Here is an 18228-nt window from a genome sequence, read left to right on the forward strand (position 1 = left end):
CTCAGTGAACGGGGTGCATGGTGCGGCGCAGCCAGGGCGCCAGAGCGATCACGGCGATACCGACCGCGACCGCGATGGCGCCGTTGACGCCGAAGTAGGCGGGGTTCGAGACCTCGCCGTAGAGCTTGACGACCTGGGCCTGGATCCCGTTCGCAAGTGCGAGCGAGAGGAACCACAGGGCCATGGTCTGGCTGGCGAAGGCCTGCGGGGCGAGCTTGGTCGTCGCGGACATGCCGGACGTCTCCACGAGGATGTCGCCGAGGCCGAGCAGCAGGTACGAGCCGACGATCCACCAGACCGCCATCTTGTACGTGTCGTCGCTGTGCCCGGACGTCGGCAGCACCATCAGGAGGAACGACAGACCGCCCAGGACCACGCCGAACGCGATCTTGTTGGAGGCGTGCGGCTGGCGCGGGCCCATCCGCGCCCAGACGGCGGCCACGACGGGCGCGAGCGCCACCTCGAAGGCGCCGAGCGCGGAGGCGTACCAGCCGGCCGGGAAGTCGAAGCCGAGGATGGTCGTCTCGGCGTTCGTCGAGGCCAGCAGGATCATCGTCGAGTACGCCTGGAACAGGATGAAGTTGAAGGCGACCGAGGCGATGAAGAGCACCAGGTAGGGCTTGAGGCGGCCGCGCTCCTCCGCCGTCACCCGGGGGCTCTTGAACATCACCACGAAGTACACGACCGGCGCGATCACCGAGATGTACGTGAGGAGGTCGACGAAGCGGCCCATGGTCAGCCACCCGGCGAGGGCCAGGGCGACCGCGACGGCGGCCACCACGACCGCGCCCACGACCATCAGCCGCACCGCCCTGCGCATCCCCTCGGGCGGCAGCGCGTACTCGGCGGCGTCCGTGCGCCCGGCCAGGTGACGGCGCCCGGCGACGTACTGGATCAGGCCGAGCGTCATGCCGATGGCGGCGGCCGAGAAGCCCCAGTGCCAGCCCTTGTGGTCGCCGAGCCAGCCGGTGATCAGCGGTCCGGCGAAGGCGCCGATGTTGATGCCCATGTAGTAGAGCGCGAAGCCGGCGTCGCGGCGCTCGTCGGCGGTCCGGTACAGCTTGCCGACCATCGAGGCGACATTCGGCTTGAGCAGGCCGGTACCGGCGCTGATCAGGCCGAGCCCGACCCACGTCATCGTGGGTGTGGGGACCGCCATCGAGTAATGTCCGCAGGCGATGAGGATGCCGCCCCACAGGACGGCGCGGTACGAGCCGAGGATCCGGTCGGCGAGCCAGCCGCCCGCGACCGAGACGAGGTAGACGAGCGTGCCGTACGCCGCCGAGACCGAGGCCGCGTTGCCCGGGTCCATGCCCATGCCGCCGTGCGCGACGGTGTCGGCGAAGTACAGGACGAGGATGGCCTGCATGCCGAGGAACGAGAACCGTTCCCAGACCTCCAGGCCGGAAAGGGTGAGCAGGCCCCTCGGCTGGCCGAAGAAGGCCGTGTCGTCACCAGGGGGCGGTGCGCTGCCCGTGTCGTTCTCGGTGCGGGACAAAGTGCGTACTCCAGGTCGTCTGTGCTGATCAAGAACATACCGGTGGTGTCGCGAAGCCGCCTGGTCCAGGGTGTTCGGGCGGGCGCCACCTGTGATCGAAACGCGACCGGATACGCTGACTTGAGTGATGGCAGCGACACATCGACAAACCGTGTCATCGACCGAATGATCGACCGAGTTCGCCATGTGATCGTCAGCAGACAGGAGACCCACTCGTGACCGTCGTCGGGACTTTCGGTCTTAGCGTGCGGGACCAGGCTCTCGAAGCCGATGTCCAGGCCGGATTGACGGCTGTCGAGGAGGGACTGCTCGAGGCCACCAAGAGCGAGGTTCCCTTCATCACGGAGGCCGCCCAGCACCTGGTGCGGGCCGGCGGCAAGCGGTTCAGGCCGCTGCTCGTGACCCTCGCGGCCCAGTTCGGCGACCCGTACGCCCCGGGCATCGTGCCCTCGGCCGTCGTCGTCGAGCTGACGCATCTCGCGACGCTCTACCACGACGACGTGATGGACGAGGCGGACGTGCGGCGCGGGGTGCCGAGCGCCAACCAGCGCTGGGGCAACTCGGTGGCCGTGCTCACCGGTGACTTCCTGTTCGCCCGCGCCTCGCACATACTGGCCGACCTCGGCCCGGACGCCGTACGGATCCAGGCGGAGGCGTTCGAGCGGCTGGTCACGGGCCAGATCCTGGAGACGGCGGGGCCTGCCGACGGGCGGGACCCGGTCGACCACTACCTCGACGTGCTCAGCGGCAAGACCGGTTCGCTGATCGCCGTGGCCTGCCGCTTCGGCGCGATGATGTCCGGCGCGGACGAGACGGTCGTCGACGTCCTCACCCAGTACGGGGAGCGGCTCGGCGTCGCCTTCCAGCTGGCCGACGACGTCCTCGACATCGCCTCCGACTCGCACGAGTCCGGCAAGACGCCCGGCACGGACCTGCGCGAGGGCATCGCCACGCTGCCGGTCCTGCGGCTGCGGGAGCGGGCCGAGCGGCTCGGGCTCGCGGAGGACAAGGAGCTGGTCGAGCTCCTGGACTCGGACCTCGGGGACGACGAGCGGCTCGCCGAGGCGGTCGCGCGGCTGCGGGCGCATCCTGCGTTGGAGCAGGCTCGGCGGGACACGGTGCGCTTCGCGGAGGAGGCGAGGGCGGCGCTCGTGCCTCTGGTGGAGTGTGAGGCGAAGGCGGCGTTGGTGGAGCTGTGTGACGCGGTGGTGCATCGGGCGGGTTGACCGTCCTCCGGTCTCGGGGCTCCGCCCCGGACCCCGCGGGCTCTCGTCCAAGAGCGGGGCTTGAATTGGGCTGAGTGTATGACGCAGGTCACCTTTCTGGGGTGAGTGCTGCCCCCGGCCCGGCCGTACCCACCCCCGAAGCCCGGCGCAGGGGGCGTCGGGGTGACAGGGGGAGAACTGAACATGGGGACTTTGGGTACACGCACGATCGCGGTCGCCGCGGCCGTCGGTGCCGCGGCTGTCACCGGGCTCGCCGCGCCGCAGGCCTTCGCCGCGGATTCCGGCGAGGTCGTCCTCGCCACCAGCCTCAACGGGGCCAATGAAGTGGGCGGCGGGGACAAGGACGGTGCCGCCCTGGAGTTCGTCCAGGTCAAGGGCGATCAGGTGTCCGTCGCCGTGAAGTGGCGGGGCGTCGGGAAGCCGACCGCCCTGCACCTGCACGAGGGCGCCAAGGGCGCGAACGGCGGCGTACGGGTCGACTTCACCAAGGTGCTCGGCGGCGCCAAGGGCCACCGCGCCACCGGCTCCGTCACCGTCGAGGACGCCGCGCTCCTGGACCGGCTGACCAGCGACCCGGGAGCGTTCTACGCCAATCTGCACACGGCCGCCTTCCCCGACGGCGCCGTCCGCGGGCAGCTCCACCGGGTCACCGAGCCGACCGACTTCGGCCGCGCCCTCGACAACTTCCAGGCGTCCGTCGTGCGCGGCCGGCAGATCTACGAGTGCAAGGTGGACCCCGCCACCGGCAAGGCCGCCTTCGCGCAGCGCGATGTGAGCGCCGTGCTCGCGGGGCACATCCGGCACTCGTTCACCGCGCCCGATTCCGGCGTGCCGCAGTGGGTGGCACCCGACGGCAGCGCCGTGACCGGCGCGGTCGTCTCCCGTACGCCGAACGGTGCGGACAACATCGCCGAACTGGACCTCAAGGCCACCCAGTCAGGGAAGTCGCGCGGACTGCTCGCGGGCACCGCCGAGATCCTGCGCCTCAACACCGTGGGCGGAGTGGCCCCTTCGGGCAGCTGTGACCCCGGGGCGATCGTGGGCGTGCCCTACAAGGCGGACTACGTGTTCGTGAACGGCTGAGCGCACCAGGTCCGCGTACCGCGATCGGCGGCGTCGCCCCCTACGGGTCGGGGGCGGCGCCGCCGTGGTGTGTCATCCCGTAGGTGTACGCGGAGTTGATCCCGGGGTCTGACGCTTCCTCGTGGCCGGTTTGGTCAGATTGGGTACACCACTCCAGACCAATCCGGGTGAGAATGGCGGCTCGGGGTGGACGCAGACTGGACGAGTGCACAGGACGGTAAGCCGCCGCCGATCACGGAGGTAGGGCAAGAAGATGGCACCGTACGCATCCGAAGACAGCGAGAGCGGCACGCGCCGCCGCAAGGCCGTGCGCTACGCGGTCCCCGTCGCCGTGGTGGGGGTGGCCGCGGCGACCATCGGGCTCGTTCCGGCGCTCGCCAGCTCCGGCGACCCGGACCTTCCCGACATCACCGCACGTCAGCTCATCGAGAAGATCGCGAAGTCGGACACCGAGCAGCTCTCCGGCACCGTGAAGATCTCGACGGACCTGGGCCTGCCCTCGGTGGGCGGCGCCGCGGGCGGCGGACTCATGGGCGGCGGGGAGCACGAGGGCGGCAAGTCCTCGGCCGACCCGCAGTCGAAGCTGACCGAGCTGGCCACCGGCTCGCACACGCTGCGCGTCGCGGCGGACGGCCCGGACAAGCAGAAGCTGTCGGTCCTCGACGACACGTCCGAGTACAGCGTGATCCACAACGGCGACGACGTGTGGGCCTACGACAGCAAGTCGGACGAGGCGTACCACGCGAAGCAGAAGCAGGGCGCGGGCTCCGACGACCACGAGCAGAAGGCTCCGAAGGGAGTTCCGGCCACGCCCAAGGAGCTCACGGACGAGATCCTCAAGGCGGGCGGCGACACCACGTCGTTCTCGGTCGACGGCACCTCGCAGGTCGCGGGCCGGGACGCGTACCGGCTGCAGATCAAGCCGAAGCAGTCCGGTTCGACGGTCGGCGCGATCACCGTGTCCGTGGACGCGAAGACCGGTACGCCGCTCAAGTTCAGCCTCACCCCGGCGGGCGGCGGCGCGGCCGTCGTCGACGCGGGCTTCACCAAGGTCGACTTCGCGAAGCCGGCGGCCTCCACCTTCGACTTCAAGCCGTCGAAGGGCACGAAGGTCACCGAGGCGGACGAGATGAAGTCCGGTGGGATGAAGTCCGGCGAGCTGAAGAAGGCGCAGCGGCACGAGGGCGTCGCCAAGCCCGAGGACCTGAAGGCCGGCGGTCTCGACGGCCTGAACGTCATCGGCAAGGGCTGGACCTCGGTCGCCGAGCTGAAGCTGCCGAAGGAGGCCGCGGGCCTGGCGGCGGGCAAGGGCTCGGCCGAGATGCCGCCCGACGCGCAGAAGTTCCTGAGCTCCCTGGGCGACCGGGTGAAGGGCGAGTTCGGCTCGGGCACCGTCTACTCGACCCGCCTCGTGAACGTCCTGGTCACCGAGGACGGGAAGGCGTACGCAGGTGCGGTCACCAAGGACGCGCTGGTGAAGGCGGCGAACGCGGGCTGAGTCAGCGGTGGTTCACGGTGAGGGGGTGGTGCGCACCACCCCCTCACCCGTATGCGTAGGAGGGGCATGGAGGAGCAGCCGGTCATCGAGACGCGGGAGCTCAGCAAGCGGTACCGGGGCGGGCAACTGGCCGTCGACGGGCTCAGTCTGAGCGTCCCGCGCGGCGCCGTCTTCGGCTTCCTCGGGCCGAACGGCTCCGGAAAGACCACCACCATCCGGATGCTGATGGGCCTGATCGAGCCGAGCTCGGGGTCCGCCCGGGTGCTCGGCCACTCCATGCCGCGCGCGGTACGGACCGTGCTGCCGCAGGTGGGAGCGCTGATCGAGGGGCCCGCCCTGTACGGCTTCCTCACCGGCAGGGACAACCTGCTGCGCTACGACGCCGCCGATCCGACCGCCGATCCCCGCACCCGCAAGGAACGGGTCGGACAGGCGCTCGACCGGGTGGGCCTGACGGCCGCGGCGGGCAAGAAGGCCAAGGCGTACTCGCTCGGCATGAAGCAGCGGCTCGGCCTGGCCGCCGCCCTGCTCACACCGCGCCGCCTGCTCGTCCTGGACGAGCCGACGAACGGACTGGACCCGCAGGGCATGCGCGAGATCAGGACCCTGGTGCGGGAGCTGGCCTCCGACGGCACCACCGTCTTCCTCTCCTCGCACCTCCTCGACGAGATCGAGCAGGTCTGCTCGCACGCCGCGGTCATGGCGAAGGGCCGTCTCCTCACCCAGGGACCGGTCGCCGAACTGGCCTCGGGCGTGCGCGGAAAGCTCGCCGTCACCACTCCGGATCCGGCCGACGCCGCCCGCGTCCTCAAGGAGCACGGGCTGACCGTCCTCGGCACGGAGGACGAGCGCGTCACGGCCGAACCACCGCCGCCCGAGACGGATCTGGCGGATCTCAACACGGCACTGGTCACCGCGGGCGTGCGCGTGCGCGGCTTCGGCGTCGAGCGGGCCTCGCTGGAGGACGCGTTCGTCGCGCTGACGGGGGAGGGCTTCGATGTCGCGGGCTGAGACGGCGGAGACGGCTGAGACGGCTGAGACGGCGGAGACGGCGGACACGGTGGAGACGGCGGACAAGGCGGCGGCCCCCAGGCCGAACCCCCTGTGGACCCTCGGCCTGCTGCGCAGCGAGCTGACCGTGACCCTGCGCCGCTGGCGCACCCTCGCGCTGCTCGCGGTCCTCGCCGGCGTGCCGGTCCTGATCGGCGTCGCCGTGAAGATCGAGACGAGCGGGGACGAGGCGGCGGGCGGGGGCGGCGGACCCGCGTTCATCGCGCAGATCACGAACAACGGCCTGTTCCTGGTGTTCACCGCGCTCGCCGCGACGCTCCCGTTCTTCCTGCCCATGTCGGTCGGCGTCGTCGCGGGCGACGCGGTGGCCGGCGAGGCGAACGCGGGGACGCTGCGCTATCTGCTGGTCGCCCCCGCGGGCCGGACCCGTCTGCTGGTGACCAAGTACGCCACCGTGCTCGCCTTCTGCCTGCTCGCGACGCTCGTGGTGGCGGTCTCGGCGCTCCTCACCGGGGCGCTGCTGTTCCCGCTCGGCGACCTGGTCACCATCTCCGGCACCCGGATCGGTTTCGGCGAGGGGCTGTGGCGGGCGTTCCTGATCGCGCTCGTGGTCGCGGCGTCCCTGGTCGGCATCGCCGCCGTCGGGCTCTTCATCTCGACGCTGACCGGCAGCGGCATCGCGGCGATGGCGACGACCGTGGGCCTGCTGATCACCGTCCAGATCCTCGACCAGATCCCGCAGCTGCACGGGATCCAGCCCTACCTCTTCTCACATCAGTGGCTGTCGTTCGCCGACCTGATGCGGGCGCCGGTCTACTGGGACGACGTGGTCGAGAACCTCGAACTGCAGGCCCTGTACGCGGCGGTGTTCGGCTCGGCGGCGTGGGCGCGGTTCACGGCGAAGGACATCACCGCATGAACCCCGCCGGGGCCTCGCTGCGGCCCTGGGCCGCGCCGGCGCCCCGGGTCGGGTGGTCGCCGCGGCGGGGCCGGGCGAGCAGGAAGCCGACGGGGGCGCTCACCAGGACCGAGGAGTAGAACGGCCAGAAGCTCCAGTCCAGGTCGGGGAAGACCGCGTACGGGTTTCCCGAGACCGACGGGGAGAAGAAGGTGGCGAGCAGGATCGCCGCCGTGCTCCCGTAGACGCAGCGCTTCATGGCCGCCGCGGACATGGGACGGTCGCTGCGCAGCGAGTGGATCACGAGCGGGAGGACCGACGACGTGGTCACCGTGTAGGACAGGACCAGCCAGAACATCGGGCTGACGTCGGGAGTGAGGGCGGCGAGCAGGATGCTCACCCCGCCGACGATGCTCATGGTGAGGCGGGCGCGGCCCGCGCTGACGCTCGTCGTGCCGTCGGCCTTGAGTCCTTGCGGCTTGGCCACAGGGCCGCCGGCGCCGAGGTCGCGGACGACGGAGGCGGCCGTGGACAGCAGGAGGACGGAGGCGGCCGCGAGGACCGTCAGGAAGGTGGTGCAGAGCCCGAACAGCAGCCACTTGCCGAGCCCGTCCTCCGAGCCGTCCAGTGCGATGGCGAGGCGGGTGATGATGTTTCCGCCGAACTGCCCCTGGGACACGAGGTCCTTTTCGGGCACGAGGGCCGCCGCGCCGAAGCCGATGAGGGCCGCCAGGGCGCACAGCGGGGCGATGACGGCGAAGCCCACGCCCGCGACGCGGCGGGCGGCGCGCGGATGCGGGGCGTCGGTGAAGCGCGCGATGAGGTACGGCATGAAGGCCGCGCCCGTCAGTACGCAGGAGCAGAACGCGGCGAGGTCGATGAATCCGATGGGGCCGTTGCCGAAGAGCTGGCCCATCTCCAGGAAGCCCACCGAGCCGGTCCGGTGCTGGTCGGCGGCGTGGACGAGCGCGCCGAAGTCCCCGCCGAACCTGATCACGACCAGGAGGGCGAGGATCGGGGCGATGAGCATCAGCCCGCCGATCTTGACGAGTTGCAGCACGGTCGCGCCCCGGGTGGCGCCGATCGCCGCGCAGGCGACGATCAGGGCGCCCATCAGCACGATGAGGATCTGCCGGGTCGCGAGGTCGTCGATGCCGACCATCCGGGCCGTGTCGCCGATGGGCTGCAACTGGGCGGTGATCAGCGGCACCGTCGCGGTGAGCAGGGCGACGCCGGCGGCACGGCGGCCGGGTCCCGGGGGCAGATGACGGGTGACGGTCTCGCCGAACGACCGTCCGCCGATGCCCGCGAGGCGCTTCGCCAGCCACTGCCGCATCAGGAGCGGTGACAGTGCGGCGCACGTGGCGACGGCGATCCCGTCCCCGCCGGCCACGGCCACGACCCCGACGAGGAACATGACCGCGGCGGCGTTCGCGATGTCACCGGCGTAGGCGAGCCCGATCAGGCGGGCCCCGAGCCGGTTGTTCTCGCCGACGCGGAAGAACTCGTCGCCGACGCGGAGGTCGGGGCTGGCCCACATCGACAGGAACAGGCAGGCGCCGATGAAGAGCAGGAACAGCAGCAGGGAGACGGTGAGTCCGTCGTTGAGGGCCCCCATCACGCACCGCCCCCGTGTTCCGGGCGCGGTCCGGCGCAGGCGCCCAGGAGGCGTCCGTAGGTCAAGGCTCCTCCAGGAGCAGAACGAGTGGCAAGGCGCGGGCGGGACGCGGGATCGGCATCGACCGCCCGGACGGTCGCACACAGGTTACCGACGGTTAGGAGGAGCGCAGAGTGGTGAACAGGGGTGATTCCGCGAAGAGTTGGTGACCGACCGCGCGCCGGGTCGGAATGGTGGGGGATCCGACCCCGCGCCGCGTTCGCGATGGTGGGGGATCCGACCCCGCGCCGCGTTCGCAATGGTGGGTCACCCGACCCCGCGCCGGGTCACTGCACGCAGAACTCGTTCCCCTCGGGGTCGGCCATCACCAGCCACTCGCCGCCCTGCGCCTTGACCTCGTTCAGCACGCGCGCGCCGAGGCCGGTGAGCCGCTCGGCCTCGGCCGCCCGCTGCCCGGCCTCGGCGTGCACGTCGATGTGCAGCCGGTTCTTGCCGCTCTTGGCCTCGGGCACCCGCTGGAACAGGATCCGGCGGCCGAGCCCCGTGCCGGTGTCCGCGTCCACCGGGTCGTCCGGGTGGCGCACGGCGACCAGGTCGCGGAAGGCCCGGCGGCCCCAGCGCGACACGGTCTCCGCCTCGCTCACCGCGCCGAAGCCGAGGAGCCGCTCGATCAGCGCGGCGTTGTCCTCGATCTCGTAGCCGAGGGTGGCTCCCCAGAACTCGGCCTGCGCGTGCGGGTCGGCGGCGTCCACGACGAGCTTCCAGTGCAGTGTCATGCACCAGTTATAGGTCGAACCTCGCCCGTGTGTGCGGAATTCGGGACATGGGCGGCGGCCTCCGCCTCGGCCCTGGCAAGGCGGGCCCGGTTGATCCGCGCGGTGCGCAGCGCGTCCCACGTCAGCAGGATCAGCGCCAGCCAGACAAGCGCGAACCCGGCCCACCGCTCGGGCGGCATCGCCTCGTGGAAGTACCAGATGCCCAGCAGGAACTGGAAGACCGGCGCCAGGTACTGCAGCAGCCCCAGCGTCGACAGCGGCACCCGGATCGCCGCCGCCCCGAAGCAGACCAGCGGGATCGCCGTGATCAGCCCGGCCGACGCGAGCAGCACGCCGTGCCCGACGCCCTCCGCCCCGAACGTCGACCGGCCCTGCGCCCCGAGCCACAGCAGATAGGCGAGCGCGGGCAGGAACTGCACGGCGGTCTCGGCGGCGAGCGATTCGAGCCCGCTCAGGTTCACCTTCTTCTTCACGAGCCCGTACGTGCCGAAGGAGAACGCGAGCACGAGCGAGATCCACGGCGGCTGCCCGTATCCGATGGCGAGCACGAGGACGGCGGCGAGGCCGGTGCCGACGGCCGCCCACTGCGCGGGCCGCAGCCGCTCCTTCAGGAGCAGCACGCCGAGCGCGATCGAGACGAGCGGGTTGATGAAGTAGCCGAGCGAGGCCTCGACGACATGGCCGGAGTTCACCGACCAGATGTAGACGCCCCAGTTGACGGTGATGACGGCCGCGGCGACGGTGACGAGCCCGAGCCGCTTGGGCTGGCGCAGCAGCTCCTTCGCCCAGCCCCATCTCCGTATGAAGAGCAGGCCGATGCCCACGAAGGCCAGGGACCACACCATCCGGTGGGCCAGGATCTCCGCCGATCCGGCGGGCTTGAGCAGTGGCCAGAACAGCGGGACGAGGCCCCACATCCCGTACGCCGCGAAACCGTTGAGGAGGCCGATTCGCCCCTCGTTCTTCCCCTGCCCCCGCAGCCCCGGCGCCGCCCCGGCCCTGTCCTGCATGACCCCTCCTCGTGACACACGGCAGCCCGGCGGCGGCCACCACGAAGGTAGCGCCGCCGGGCCCACTCCGTCATGCCCGTATCGCCATACGGTCCTGACGGCCGTGCGGTGTCCGGTGAAGGGGTCAGCCCACCACGGTCCAGGTGTCGCCCCCGGCCAGCAGCGCGCCGAGGTCGCCCTTGCCGTCCCGCTCGATCGCGGCGTCGAGCTGGTCGCTCATCTGTACGTCGTAGACCGGGCGCACGACGTCGCGCAGGACGCCGATGGGGGTGTGGTGCAGGGTGTCGGGGTCGGCGAGCCGGGAGAGCGCGAAGGCGGTGGTCGGGGACGTCGCGTGGGCGTCGTGGACCAGGATGTCCGCCTTGTTGTCCTCCGTGACCGGCACGATCCTGAGGTCGCCGGTGGCCGGGTCGCGCACGACGCCCTTCGAGGCCTCGGACCCGAAGGTGATCGGCTGCCCGTGTTCGAGGCGGATGACCGCCTCCTCGGCCTGCTGCTTGTCCTTGAGGACCTCGAAGGCGCCGTCGTTGAAGATGTTGCAGTTCTGGTAGATCTCGACGAGCGCCGTGCCCTGGTGGTCGGCGGCCGCCCGGAGTACCGAGGTGAGGTGCTTGCGGTCGGAGTCGACGGTGCGGGCCACGAAGGAGGCCTCGGCGCCGATGGCGAGCGACACCGGGTTGAAGGGTGCGTCGAGCGAGCCCATCGGCGTCGACTTGGTGATCTTGCCGACCTCGGAGGTGGGCGAGTACTGGCCCTTGGTGAGCCCGTAGATCCGGTTGTTGAACAGCAGGATCTTCAGGTTCACATTGCGGCGCAGCGCGTGGATGAGGTGGTTGCCGCCGATGGACAGCGCGTCGCCGTCACCGGTCACGACCCATACGCTCAGGTCCCGCCTGGAGGAGGCGAGTCCGGTGGCGATGGCCGGGGCGCGGCCGTGGATGGAGTGCATCCCGTACGTGTTCATGTAGTACGGGAAGCGGGACGAGCAGCCGATGCCGGAGACGAAGACGATGTTCTCCTTCGCCAGTCCGAGCTCGGGCATGAAGCCCTGCACGGCGGCGAGGACCGCGTAGTCGCCGCAGCCGGGGCACCAGCGCACTTCCTGGTCGGACTTGAAGTCCTTCATGGACTGCTTGGCCTCGGCCTTGGGGACCAGCGACAGAAGCGTCTCCGCGCCGTCCCCGGCGTCTCCCGCGGCCTCTTCCGCCGCGTGGCCGCCGGCCTCCCGGGATTCCCTGGTCTGCGTGTCAGCCATCGATGGCCTCCTTGAGAGCGGTGGCGAGCTGCTCAGCCTTGAACGGCATTCCGTTGACCTGGTTGTAGCTGTGCGCGTCCACCAGGTACTTCGCCCGTACGAGCGTGGCGAGCTGACCGAGGTTCATCTCGGGGATCACCACCTTGTCGTAACGCTTCAGGACCTCGCCCAGATTCCGGGGGAACGGGTTGAGGTGGCGCAGATGGGCCTGCGCGATGTGCTCACCGGCGGCGCGCAGGCGGCGCACCGCGGCCGTGATCGGTCCGTACGTCGAACCCCAGCCGAGGACGAGCGTGCGGGCCTCGCCGGTGGCGTCGTCGACCTCGATGTCGGGCACGTCGATGCCGTCGATCTTCGCCTGCCGGGTGCGGACCATGAAGTCGTGGTTGGCCGGGTCGTACGAGATGTTGCCCGTGCCGTCCTGCTTCTCGATGCCGCCGATGCGGTGTTCGAGGCCCGGCGTGCCGGGGATCGCCCAGGGGCGGGCGAGGGTCTGCGGATCGCGCTTGTACGGCCAGAAGACCTCGGCGCCGTCCTCGGTGGTGTGGTTCGGGCCGGAGGCGAACTGGACGCGCAGGTCCGGGAGTTCGTCGACCTCCGGGATGCGCCACGGCTCCGAGCCGTTGGCCAGGTAGCCGTCCGAGAGCAGCACGACCGGCGTGCGGTAGGTGACCGCGATCCGGGCGGCCTCCAGCGCGGCGTCGAAGCAGTCGGCGGGGGTGCGGGGCGCGACGACCGGCACGGGTGCCTCGCCGTTGCGCCCGTACATGGCCTGGAGCAGGTCCGCCTGTTCGGTCTTGGTCGGCAGGCCGGTCGAGGGGCCGCCGCGCTGGATGTCGATGACGAGCAGCGGCAGTTCGAGGCTGACGGCGAGGCCGATGGTCTCGGACTTGAGCGCGACGCCGGGGCCGGAGGTGGTGGTGACGCCCAGGCTGCCGCCGAAGGCCGCGCCGAGCGCGGCGCCGATCCCGGCGATCTCGTCCTCGGCCTGGAAGGTCCGCACGCCGAAGTTCTTGTGCTTGCTCAGCTCGTGCAGGATGTCGCTCGCCGGCGTGATCGGGTACGAGCCCAGGTAGAGCGGGAGATCCGCCTGCTTCGAGGCGGCGATCAGCCCGTACGACAGGGCCAGGTTCCCGGAGATGTTGCGGTACGTGCCGGTGGGGAAGGCGGTGGCGGCGGGGGCGACCTCGTAGGAGACCGCGAAGTCCTCGGTCGTCTCGCCGAAGTTCCAGCCCGCGTGGAACGCCGCCAGGTTCGCCTTCATGATCTCGGGCTTCTTGGCGAACTTGGCCTTGAGGAACTTCTCCGTACCCTCGGTCGGCCGGTGGTACATCCACGACAGCAGGCCGAGCGCGAACATGTTCTTGGAGCGCCCCGCGTCCTTGCGCGAGAGTTCGAACTCCTTCAGCGCCTCGACGGTGAGCGTCGTCAGCGGCACGGGGTGCACGTGATACCCGTCGAGCGAGCCGTCCTCGAGCGGGCTGGTGTCGTAACCGACCTTCTGCATCGCCCGCTTGGTGAACTCATCGGTGTTGACGATGACTTCGGCGCCGCGCGGCACGTCCCCGATGTTCGCCTTCAACGCGGCCGGGTTCATCGCCACCAGCACGTTCGGCGCGTCGCCCGGCGTGAGGATGTCGTGGTCGGCGAAGTGCAACTGGAAGGAGGACACGCCCGGCAGCGTCCCTGCTGGGGCGCGGATCTCGGCCGGGAAGTTCGGCAGCGTGGACAGATCGTTGCCGAACGACGCGGTCTCCGAAGTGAAGCGGTCCCCCGTGAGCTGCATGCCGTCACCGGAGTCACCCGCGAACCGGATGATCACCCGGTCCACGCGCCGTACGTCCTTGCTCGATTCACCGGCCGAAGTGCGCTGCCCGCCGACGACAGCGCTGTCGGTTCCGTCGGCCTGCTCGGTGGTGCTACTGACCTGGCTGGTCACTGAACTGGACCTCCCTCGAGGCGGCTGTGCGGGCACGGCCGTCCCACCGGCCCACCCACGGCCCACCCTACGTCTGTAAGGGTCGCCTTCCTGAGGCGATTCGCATGGTGGACCGCCAAATGAGACGGCGGGTCGCCCCGATTTGTACGGTGATTCCCCTGTGTTTGTGGAGGACGCGCTCGATCGGTCGGTGGTTCTTCGCTGCTCGTCGGTGGTTCCTCAGTGGCCCTCGATGCCCGCCATATCTGACAGGGTGTCAGGTAATCAGGAGTTCAGGTAGGTCAGGACGGCCAGTACGCGGCGGTGATCCCCGTCACTCTGGGAAAGCCCCAGCTTCAGGAAGATGTTGCTGACGTGCTTCTCGACCGCGCCGTCGCTCACCACGAGCTGCCGGGCGATGGCCGAGTTCGTACGCCCCTCCGCCATCAGCCCCAGCACCTCGCGCTCGCGCGGCGTGAGGTTCGCCAGCACGTCCTGCTTGCGGCTGCGCCCGAGCAGCTGCGCGACCACCTCGGGGTCGAGCGCCGTGCCGCCCTCGGCGACCCGCACCACCGCGTCCACGAACTCCCGCACCTCCGCGACCCGGTCCTTGAGCAGGTACCCGACGCCACGGCTCGACCCGGCGAGCAGTTCGGTCGCGTACTGCTCCTCCACGTACTGCGAAAGGACCAGCACCCCGAGGTCGGGGAACCGGGCCCGCAGACGCACCGCCGCGCGCACGCCCTCGTCCGTGTGCGTGGGCGGCATCCGAACGTCCGCGACGACCACGTCCGGCAGCTGCTCCTGCGCCCCCAGCTCGATGATGGTCTTGACCAGCGCTTCCCCGTCGCCGACACCCGCGACGACCTCGTGCCCGCGGTCCGTGAGCAACCGGGTCAGGCCCTCCCTGAGCAGCACTGAATCCTCGGCGATGACGACCCGCACCTTGTCCTCCACGTTCTTAGGCCCCCCAGCGCACGAGCGTCCCGACGCGGTGCGCGCCGGGATCGATCGATCCTGATGCCTTCAGCATCCCAGGATCGGGGGGTGGGGGTGGGCGGGTTCGGGGGGCGGGTCTTGGGGTGGGGCCTGGGGGTGGGGCCTGGAGGTGGGGGATCGCGGGCGGCTCAGCCGCGGGGCGGGTTCGGTTTGCGGGCACCGGCGTGGCGGCCTCGGGGCTCTGCCCCGGACCCCGCGCCTCAATCGCCGGCGGGGCTGAATTTGCCGAACCGGCGTTACGCTCTCGGGGCTCCGCCCGCACCCCGCCCATCTCCCACCCACCCCCTCCGGGGGCGTCGGCCTCGCGGGGTATCGGGTGCCGTCACGGACTTGCGTGGTCCGCCACCAACCACGGCTCCCCTCCCGCTGCGGTCGGCTGCCGCTGCCTTGGGCAATCTGCCGCCTTGGGCGGCAGGGTGGGCAAGGCGGCACCCCGGTGCGGCGCAACGGTTGAGGGGGCCCGGCCACGGGTGGGCCGGAGGAGGGGCAGTGCCGCGCAACGGGAAGAGGGCCCCGGCCACGGGCCGGCCGGGGAAGGCGCGGCGCCGCGCAACCGCACCCCCGGCTCACCCCGGTGTCACGCCCGCCGCCACGGCAGCTCCGCCGTCACCCGGGTGGGCCCACCCGCGGGCGACTCGACCACCAGAATCCCGTCGACCGCATCGAGACGCCCGGCCAGCGCCGCCAACCCGGACCCGCCGGAGGCCACCGCTCCGCCGCCCCCGTTGTCGTACACCTGCACCATCAACCGGTCCTGCGCCCGCCACACATCGACCTCCGCCCGCGTCGCCCCGCTGTGCTCGCTCACGTTCTGCAGGAGCTCGGAGACCGTGAAGTAGGCGATGCCCTCGATGGCCGGCGCGGGCCGCTCCGCCAGGTCGACCTCCACCTGCACCGGCACCGCGCACCGCGAGGCCACCGCGGACAGCGCCGCGTCGAGCCCCCGGTCGGTCAGCACCGCCGGATGGATCCCGCGCGCCAGGTCCCGCAGCTCCTGAAGCGCCGTCTTCACCTCGCCGTGCGCCTCGTCCACCATGCGCGCCGCCGTCGCCGGGTCCTCGCTCAGCTTCTCCTTGGCCACACCGAGGTCCATGGCCAGGCTGACCAGGCGGGCCTGCGCCCCGTCGTGCAGATCGCGCTCGATGCGCCGCAGGTCGGCCGCCGCCGTGTCGGCCACGACGCCCCGGTCCGACTCCAGCTCCACCACGCGCGACGCGAGCCGCGAGGGGCCGAGCAGCCCCACCACCATCAGCCGGTCCACCGTCGTCAGCGCCCGGATCACCCACGGCGTGGCCAGCGTGACGAGCAGCCCGAGCCCCGCGGTCACCGCGATCTCGAACGGGTTGTCCAGGTACACGGCGTGGCCGGAGTCCCCGTACAACTGAATGCCGTCCTGCCCCACGTACGTGGGGAACACCCAGCGCCACAGCGGATACGTGAGCATCGTCCAGCCGGTCGCCCAGAAGCTCAGCCCCACGGCGAACCCGAACACCGCCCACGGCATGTGCAGCACCCCGTACAGCAGATGCCGCCACGAGACGCCGCTCTTGAGCGTCGCCCCGATCCACCCCATCGGCCCGCCCGTGCGCGGCCGCAGCGGCTCCGGCGTGCCGACCTCGACGCCGAGCAGCCCGCGCGCCCGCACCCGCTCCAGCGCCCCGAGCCCGCGCGCCCCGGCGAGCGCCGCCGCGAGCACCGGAACCCCGATGAACGTGATCAGCAGGCCCACACCGAGCGAGGTCATCGTCACGGCCCACACGAACCCGATGATGCTGAGCGGCAGGCTGAGCATCAGATACCCGAACTCCCGCCACGTCCGCCCCTCGATCGGCGCCCGCAGCCCGGCCGGCAGCCGGTTCAGCCCGCGCGGCTGCCGCGGACCGCCGCCGCGACGGTCCTCTTCATAGGCGTACGAGGACGGTGACGGGGACGCGTACGTGTCACGTTCCTCGCCGTATCCGTACTGGTGCGTGGCCATCGGTGTCCGTCCGTTCTGCTCGGGTCTGCCGGGGTGCGGTGGTGCTGCTTCAAGCCTCCTCGCGGGGCGGGTCCGCGACCATGCGGCGGGTCGGCGTCTTCGACCGGGGGTTTTCCCTACCTCTGCGGTATCGGCTCGGTCCGATCGCGCCACGGCAGCTCCGCCGTGATCGTGGTCGGTCCGCCCTCCGGCGAGTCCACGACGAACAGTCCGTCCACCGCGTCGAGCCGCTCCGCGAGGCCCGACATGCCGGTCCCCTTGTCCAGGCTCGCGCCGCCCCGGCCGTCGTCCCACACCTGTATGAGCAGCCGGTCCCGCGACCGCCACACGTCCACCGAGGCCGAGCGCGCGCCGCTGTGCTTGCTCACGTTCTGGAGCAGCTCGGAGACCGTGAAGTAGGCGATGCCCTCGATCGCCTCCGCGGGCCGGCCCGGCAGCTCGGCCGTCACCTTCACCGGCACCGTGCAGCGCGAGGCCACGGAGGACAGCGCCGCGTCGAGCCCCCGGTCGGTGAGGACCGCCGGATGGATGCCGCGCGCCAGGTCCCGCAGTTCCTGCAGGGCGAGCTTGACCTCGCCGTGCGCCTCGTCGACCATCGCCGCCACCGCGTCGTCGGCCTGGCCCTCCAGGAGCTTCTCCTTCGCGAGGCCGAGCCCCATGGCCAGATTGACCAGGCGGGCCTGCGCCCCGTCGTGCAGATCCCGCTCGATGCGCCGCAGGTCGGCGGCCGCCGTGTCGACGACGACGCCGCGGTCCGACTCCAGCTGCGCGATCCGCCGCTCCAACTCGTCGGAGGGGGAGAGCAGTGCCCGCACCATCGCCCGGTCCGCGTTGCCCAGCCCCCGTGCGATGAACGGCAGCACCGGCCACAGCACGAAGAGGCCGACCAGCGTGATCGCGAACGTCAGCACGGCCCACGGCAACCGGATCACCTCGTACAGCACCGTGCGCCAGCCCACCGGGTCCTTGAGTCCGGTCCACAGCCAGCCGAAGAAGCCGCCCGCGCGCCGCACCGGCAGCGGGCTCGGCTCCTCGATGCGCACGCCGAGCAGCGCCCGGGCCCGCCCGCGCTCCGCCTTGCCGAGCAGCCGCGCGCCCCTGAGCCCGGCGGCGATCAGCGGAAGCCCGATCACCGTGACCGTGAGCCCCGCGCCGAGCGCCACCATCGTGACGGCGTAGACGAATCCGAAGATGGACAGCGGGAAGCTGCTCAGGAGATAGGCGATCTCCTTCCACGTGGCGCTGTCGTACCCGAGTCGAGGCGGGGGCAGCACCGGGTGGTCTTCGGGAGTGTCGAGTGGCTCGGTCATAGCGGCAAGAGTGCCCTGGCCCGGGGCGGGGCGCCATGAGGACGGCCGCCAACTTCAGCGGGGGTTAACCCCACCACGGGCCCCACCGCGAACCCGGCCGCGCCCAAGCCCCTCGGCCCCGGGCTGCTTACCGTCCCTTTAACAGGGCCT

Annotated in this window: 14 protein-coding genes; 5 read left to right on the plus strand and 9 right to left on the minus strand. The window is 71.2% G+C overall.

Annotated features, from left to right (window positions below):
- Window position 1: 1 nt before the first annotated feature.
- Complete coding sequence (locus ACZ7L4_RS21165; RefSeq protein WP_472104586.1) at window positions 2-1498, minus strand: peptide MFS transporter; 1497 nt, start codon at window positions 1496-1498, stop codon at window positions 2-4.
- A gap of 215 nt (window positions 1499-1713) precedes the next feature.
- On the opposite strand from ACZ7L4_RS21165, the gene ACZ7L4_RS21170 reads away from it, so the two are divergent.
- The 5 genes from ACZ7L4_RS21170 to ACZ7L4_RS21190 all read left to right on the plus strand — a co-directional run bounded on the left by ACZ7L4_RS21170 (window position 1714) and on the right by ACZ7L4_RS21190 (window position 7235).
- Complete coding sequence (locus ACZ7L4_RS21170; protein WP_422474787.1) at window positions 1714-2724, plus strand: polyprenyl synthetase family protein; 1011 nt, start codon at window positions 1714-1716, stop codon at window positions 2722-2724.
- A 183-nt stretch (window positions 2725-2907) separates the two neighbouring features.
- Window positions 2908-3807: a CHRD domain-containing protein gene (locus tag ACZ7L4_RS21175; RefSeq protein WP_472104588.1), complete on the plus strand. Its 900-nt coding sequence runs from the start codon at window positions 2908-2910 to the stop codon at window positions 3805-3807.
- Window positions 3808-4060: 253 nt separating this feature from the next.
- Complete coding sequence (locus tag ACZ7L4_RS21180) at window positions 4061-5305, plus strand: LolA family protein (RefSeq protein ID WP_472104590.1); 1245 nt, start codon at window positions 4061-4063, stop codon at window positions 5303-5305.
- Between the two features lie 66 nt (window positions 5306-5371).
- Entirely contained in the window at window positions 5372-6316 is a 945-nt protein-coding gene (locus ACZ7L4_RS21185; protein ID WP_472104592.1) for an ABC transporter ATP-binding protein, read from the plus strand.
- The gene (locus ACZ7L4_RS21190; RefSeq protein WP_472104594.1) at window positions 6303-7235 is read left to right on the plus strand and encodes an ABC transporter permease; all 933 of its coding nucleotides are present in this window, start codon (window positions 6303-6305) and stop codon (window positions 7233-7235) included. Before ACZ7L4_RS21185 ends, ACZ7L4_RS21190 begins: the two co-directional genes overlap by 14 nt.
- Here ACZ7L4_RS21190 and ACZ7L4_RS21195 read toward each other — a convergent pair.
- The 8 genes from ACZ7L4_RS21195 to ACZ7L4_RS21230 all read right to left on the minus strand — a co-directional run bounded on the left by ACZ7L4_RS21195 (window position 7225) and on the right by ACZ7L4_RS21230 (window position 18078).
- Window positions 7225-8832, minus strand: a complete 1608-nt coding sequence (locus ACZ7L4_RS21195) for an SLC5/6 family protein (protein ID WP_472104596.1) — start codon at window positions 8830-8832, stop codon at window positions 7225-7227. The two genes, ACZ7L4_RS21190 and ACZ7L4_RS21195, sit on opposite strands and share 11 nt — an antisense overlap.
- A gap of 326 nt (window positions 8833-9158) precedes the next feature.
- Window positions 9159-9608, minus strand: a complete 450-nt coding sequence (locus ACZ7L4_RS21200; RefSeq protein WP_472104598.1) for a VOC family protein — start codon at window positions 9606-9608, stop codon at window positions 9159-9161.
- Complete coding sequence (gene rarD, locus ACZ7L4_RS21205) at window positions 9605-10618, minus strand: EamA family transporter RarD (RefSeq protein ID WP_472104600.1); 1014 nt, start codon at window positions 10616-10618, stop codon at window positions 9605-9607. The genes ACZ7L4_RS21200 and rarD overlap by 4 nt, the downstream gene beginning before the upstream one ends.
- A gap of 124 nt (window positions 10619-10742) precedes the next feature.
- A complete protein-coding gene (locus ACZ7L4_RS21210) occupies window positions 10743-11744 on the minus strand; it encodes a 2-oxoacid:ferredoxin oxidoreductase subunit beta (protein ID WP_472105632.1) in 1002 nt (333 codons plus the stop codon).
- 121 nt (window positions 11745-11865) lie between these two features.
- Window positions 11866-13812, minus strand: coding sequence for a 2-oxoacid:acceptor oxidoreductase subunit alpha (locus tag ACZ7L4_RS21215; RefSeq protein ID WP_472104602.1), 1947 nt, complete (start codon window positions 13810-13812; stop codon window positions 11866-11868).
- A 264-nt stretch (window positions 13813-14076) separates the two neighbouring features.
- Entirely contained in the window at window positions 14077-14736 is a 660-nt protein-coding gene (locus ACZ7L4_RS21220; RefSeq protein WP_399228060.1) for a LuxR C-terminal-related transcriptional regulator, read from the minus strand.
- Window positions 14737-15367: 631 nt separating this feature from the next.
- Entirely contained in the window at window positions 15368-16768 is a 1401-nt protein-coding gene (locus ACZ7L4_RS21225) for a sensor histidine kinase (protein WP_472104604.1), read from the minus strand.
- A 116-nt stretch (window positions 16769-16884) separates the two neighbouring features.
- A complete protein-coding gene (locus tag ACZ7L4_RS21230) occupies window positions 16885-18078 on the minus strand; it encodes a sensor histidine kinase (RefSeq protein WP_472104606.1) in 1194 nt (397 codons plus the stop codon).
- Between the last annotated feature and the right edge of the window lie 150 nt (window positions 18079-18228).

This window comes from Streptomyces sp. NPDC107575 (genome assembly GCF_055657265.1).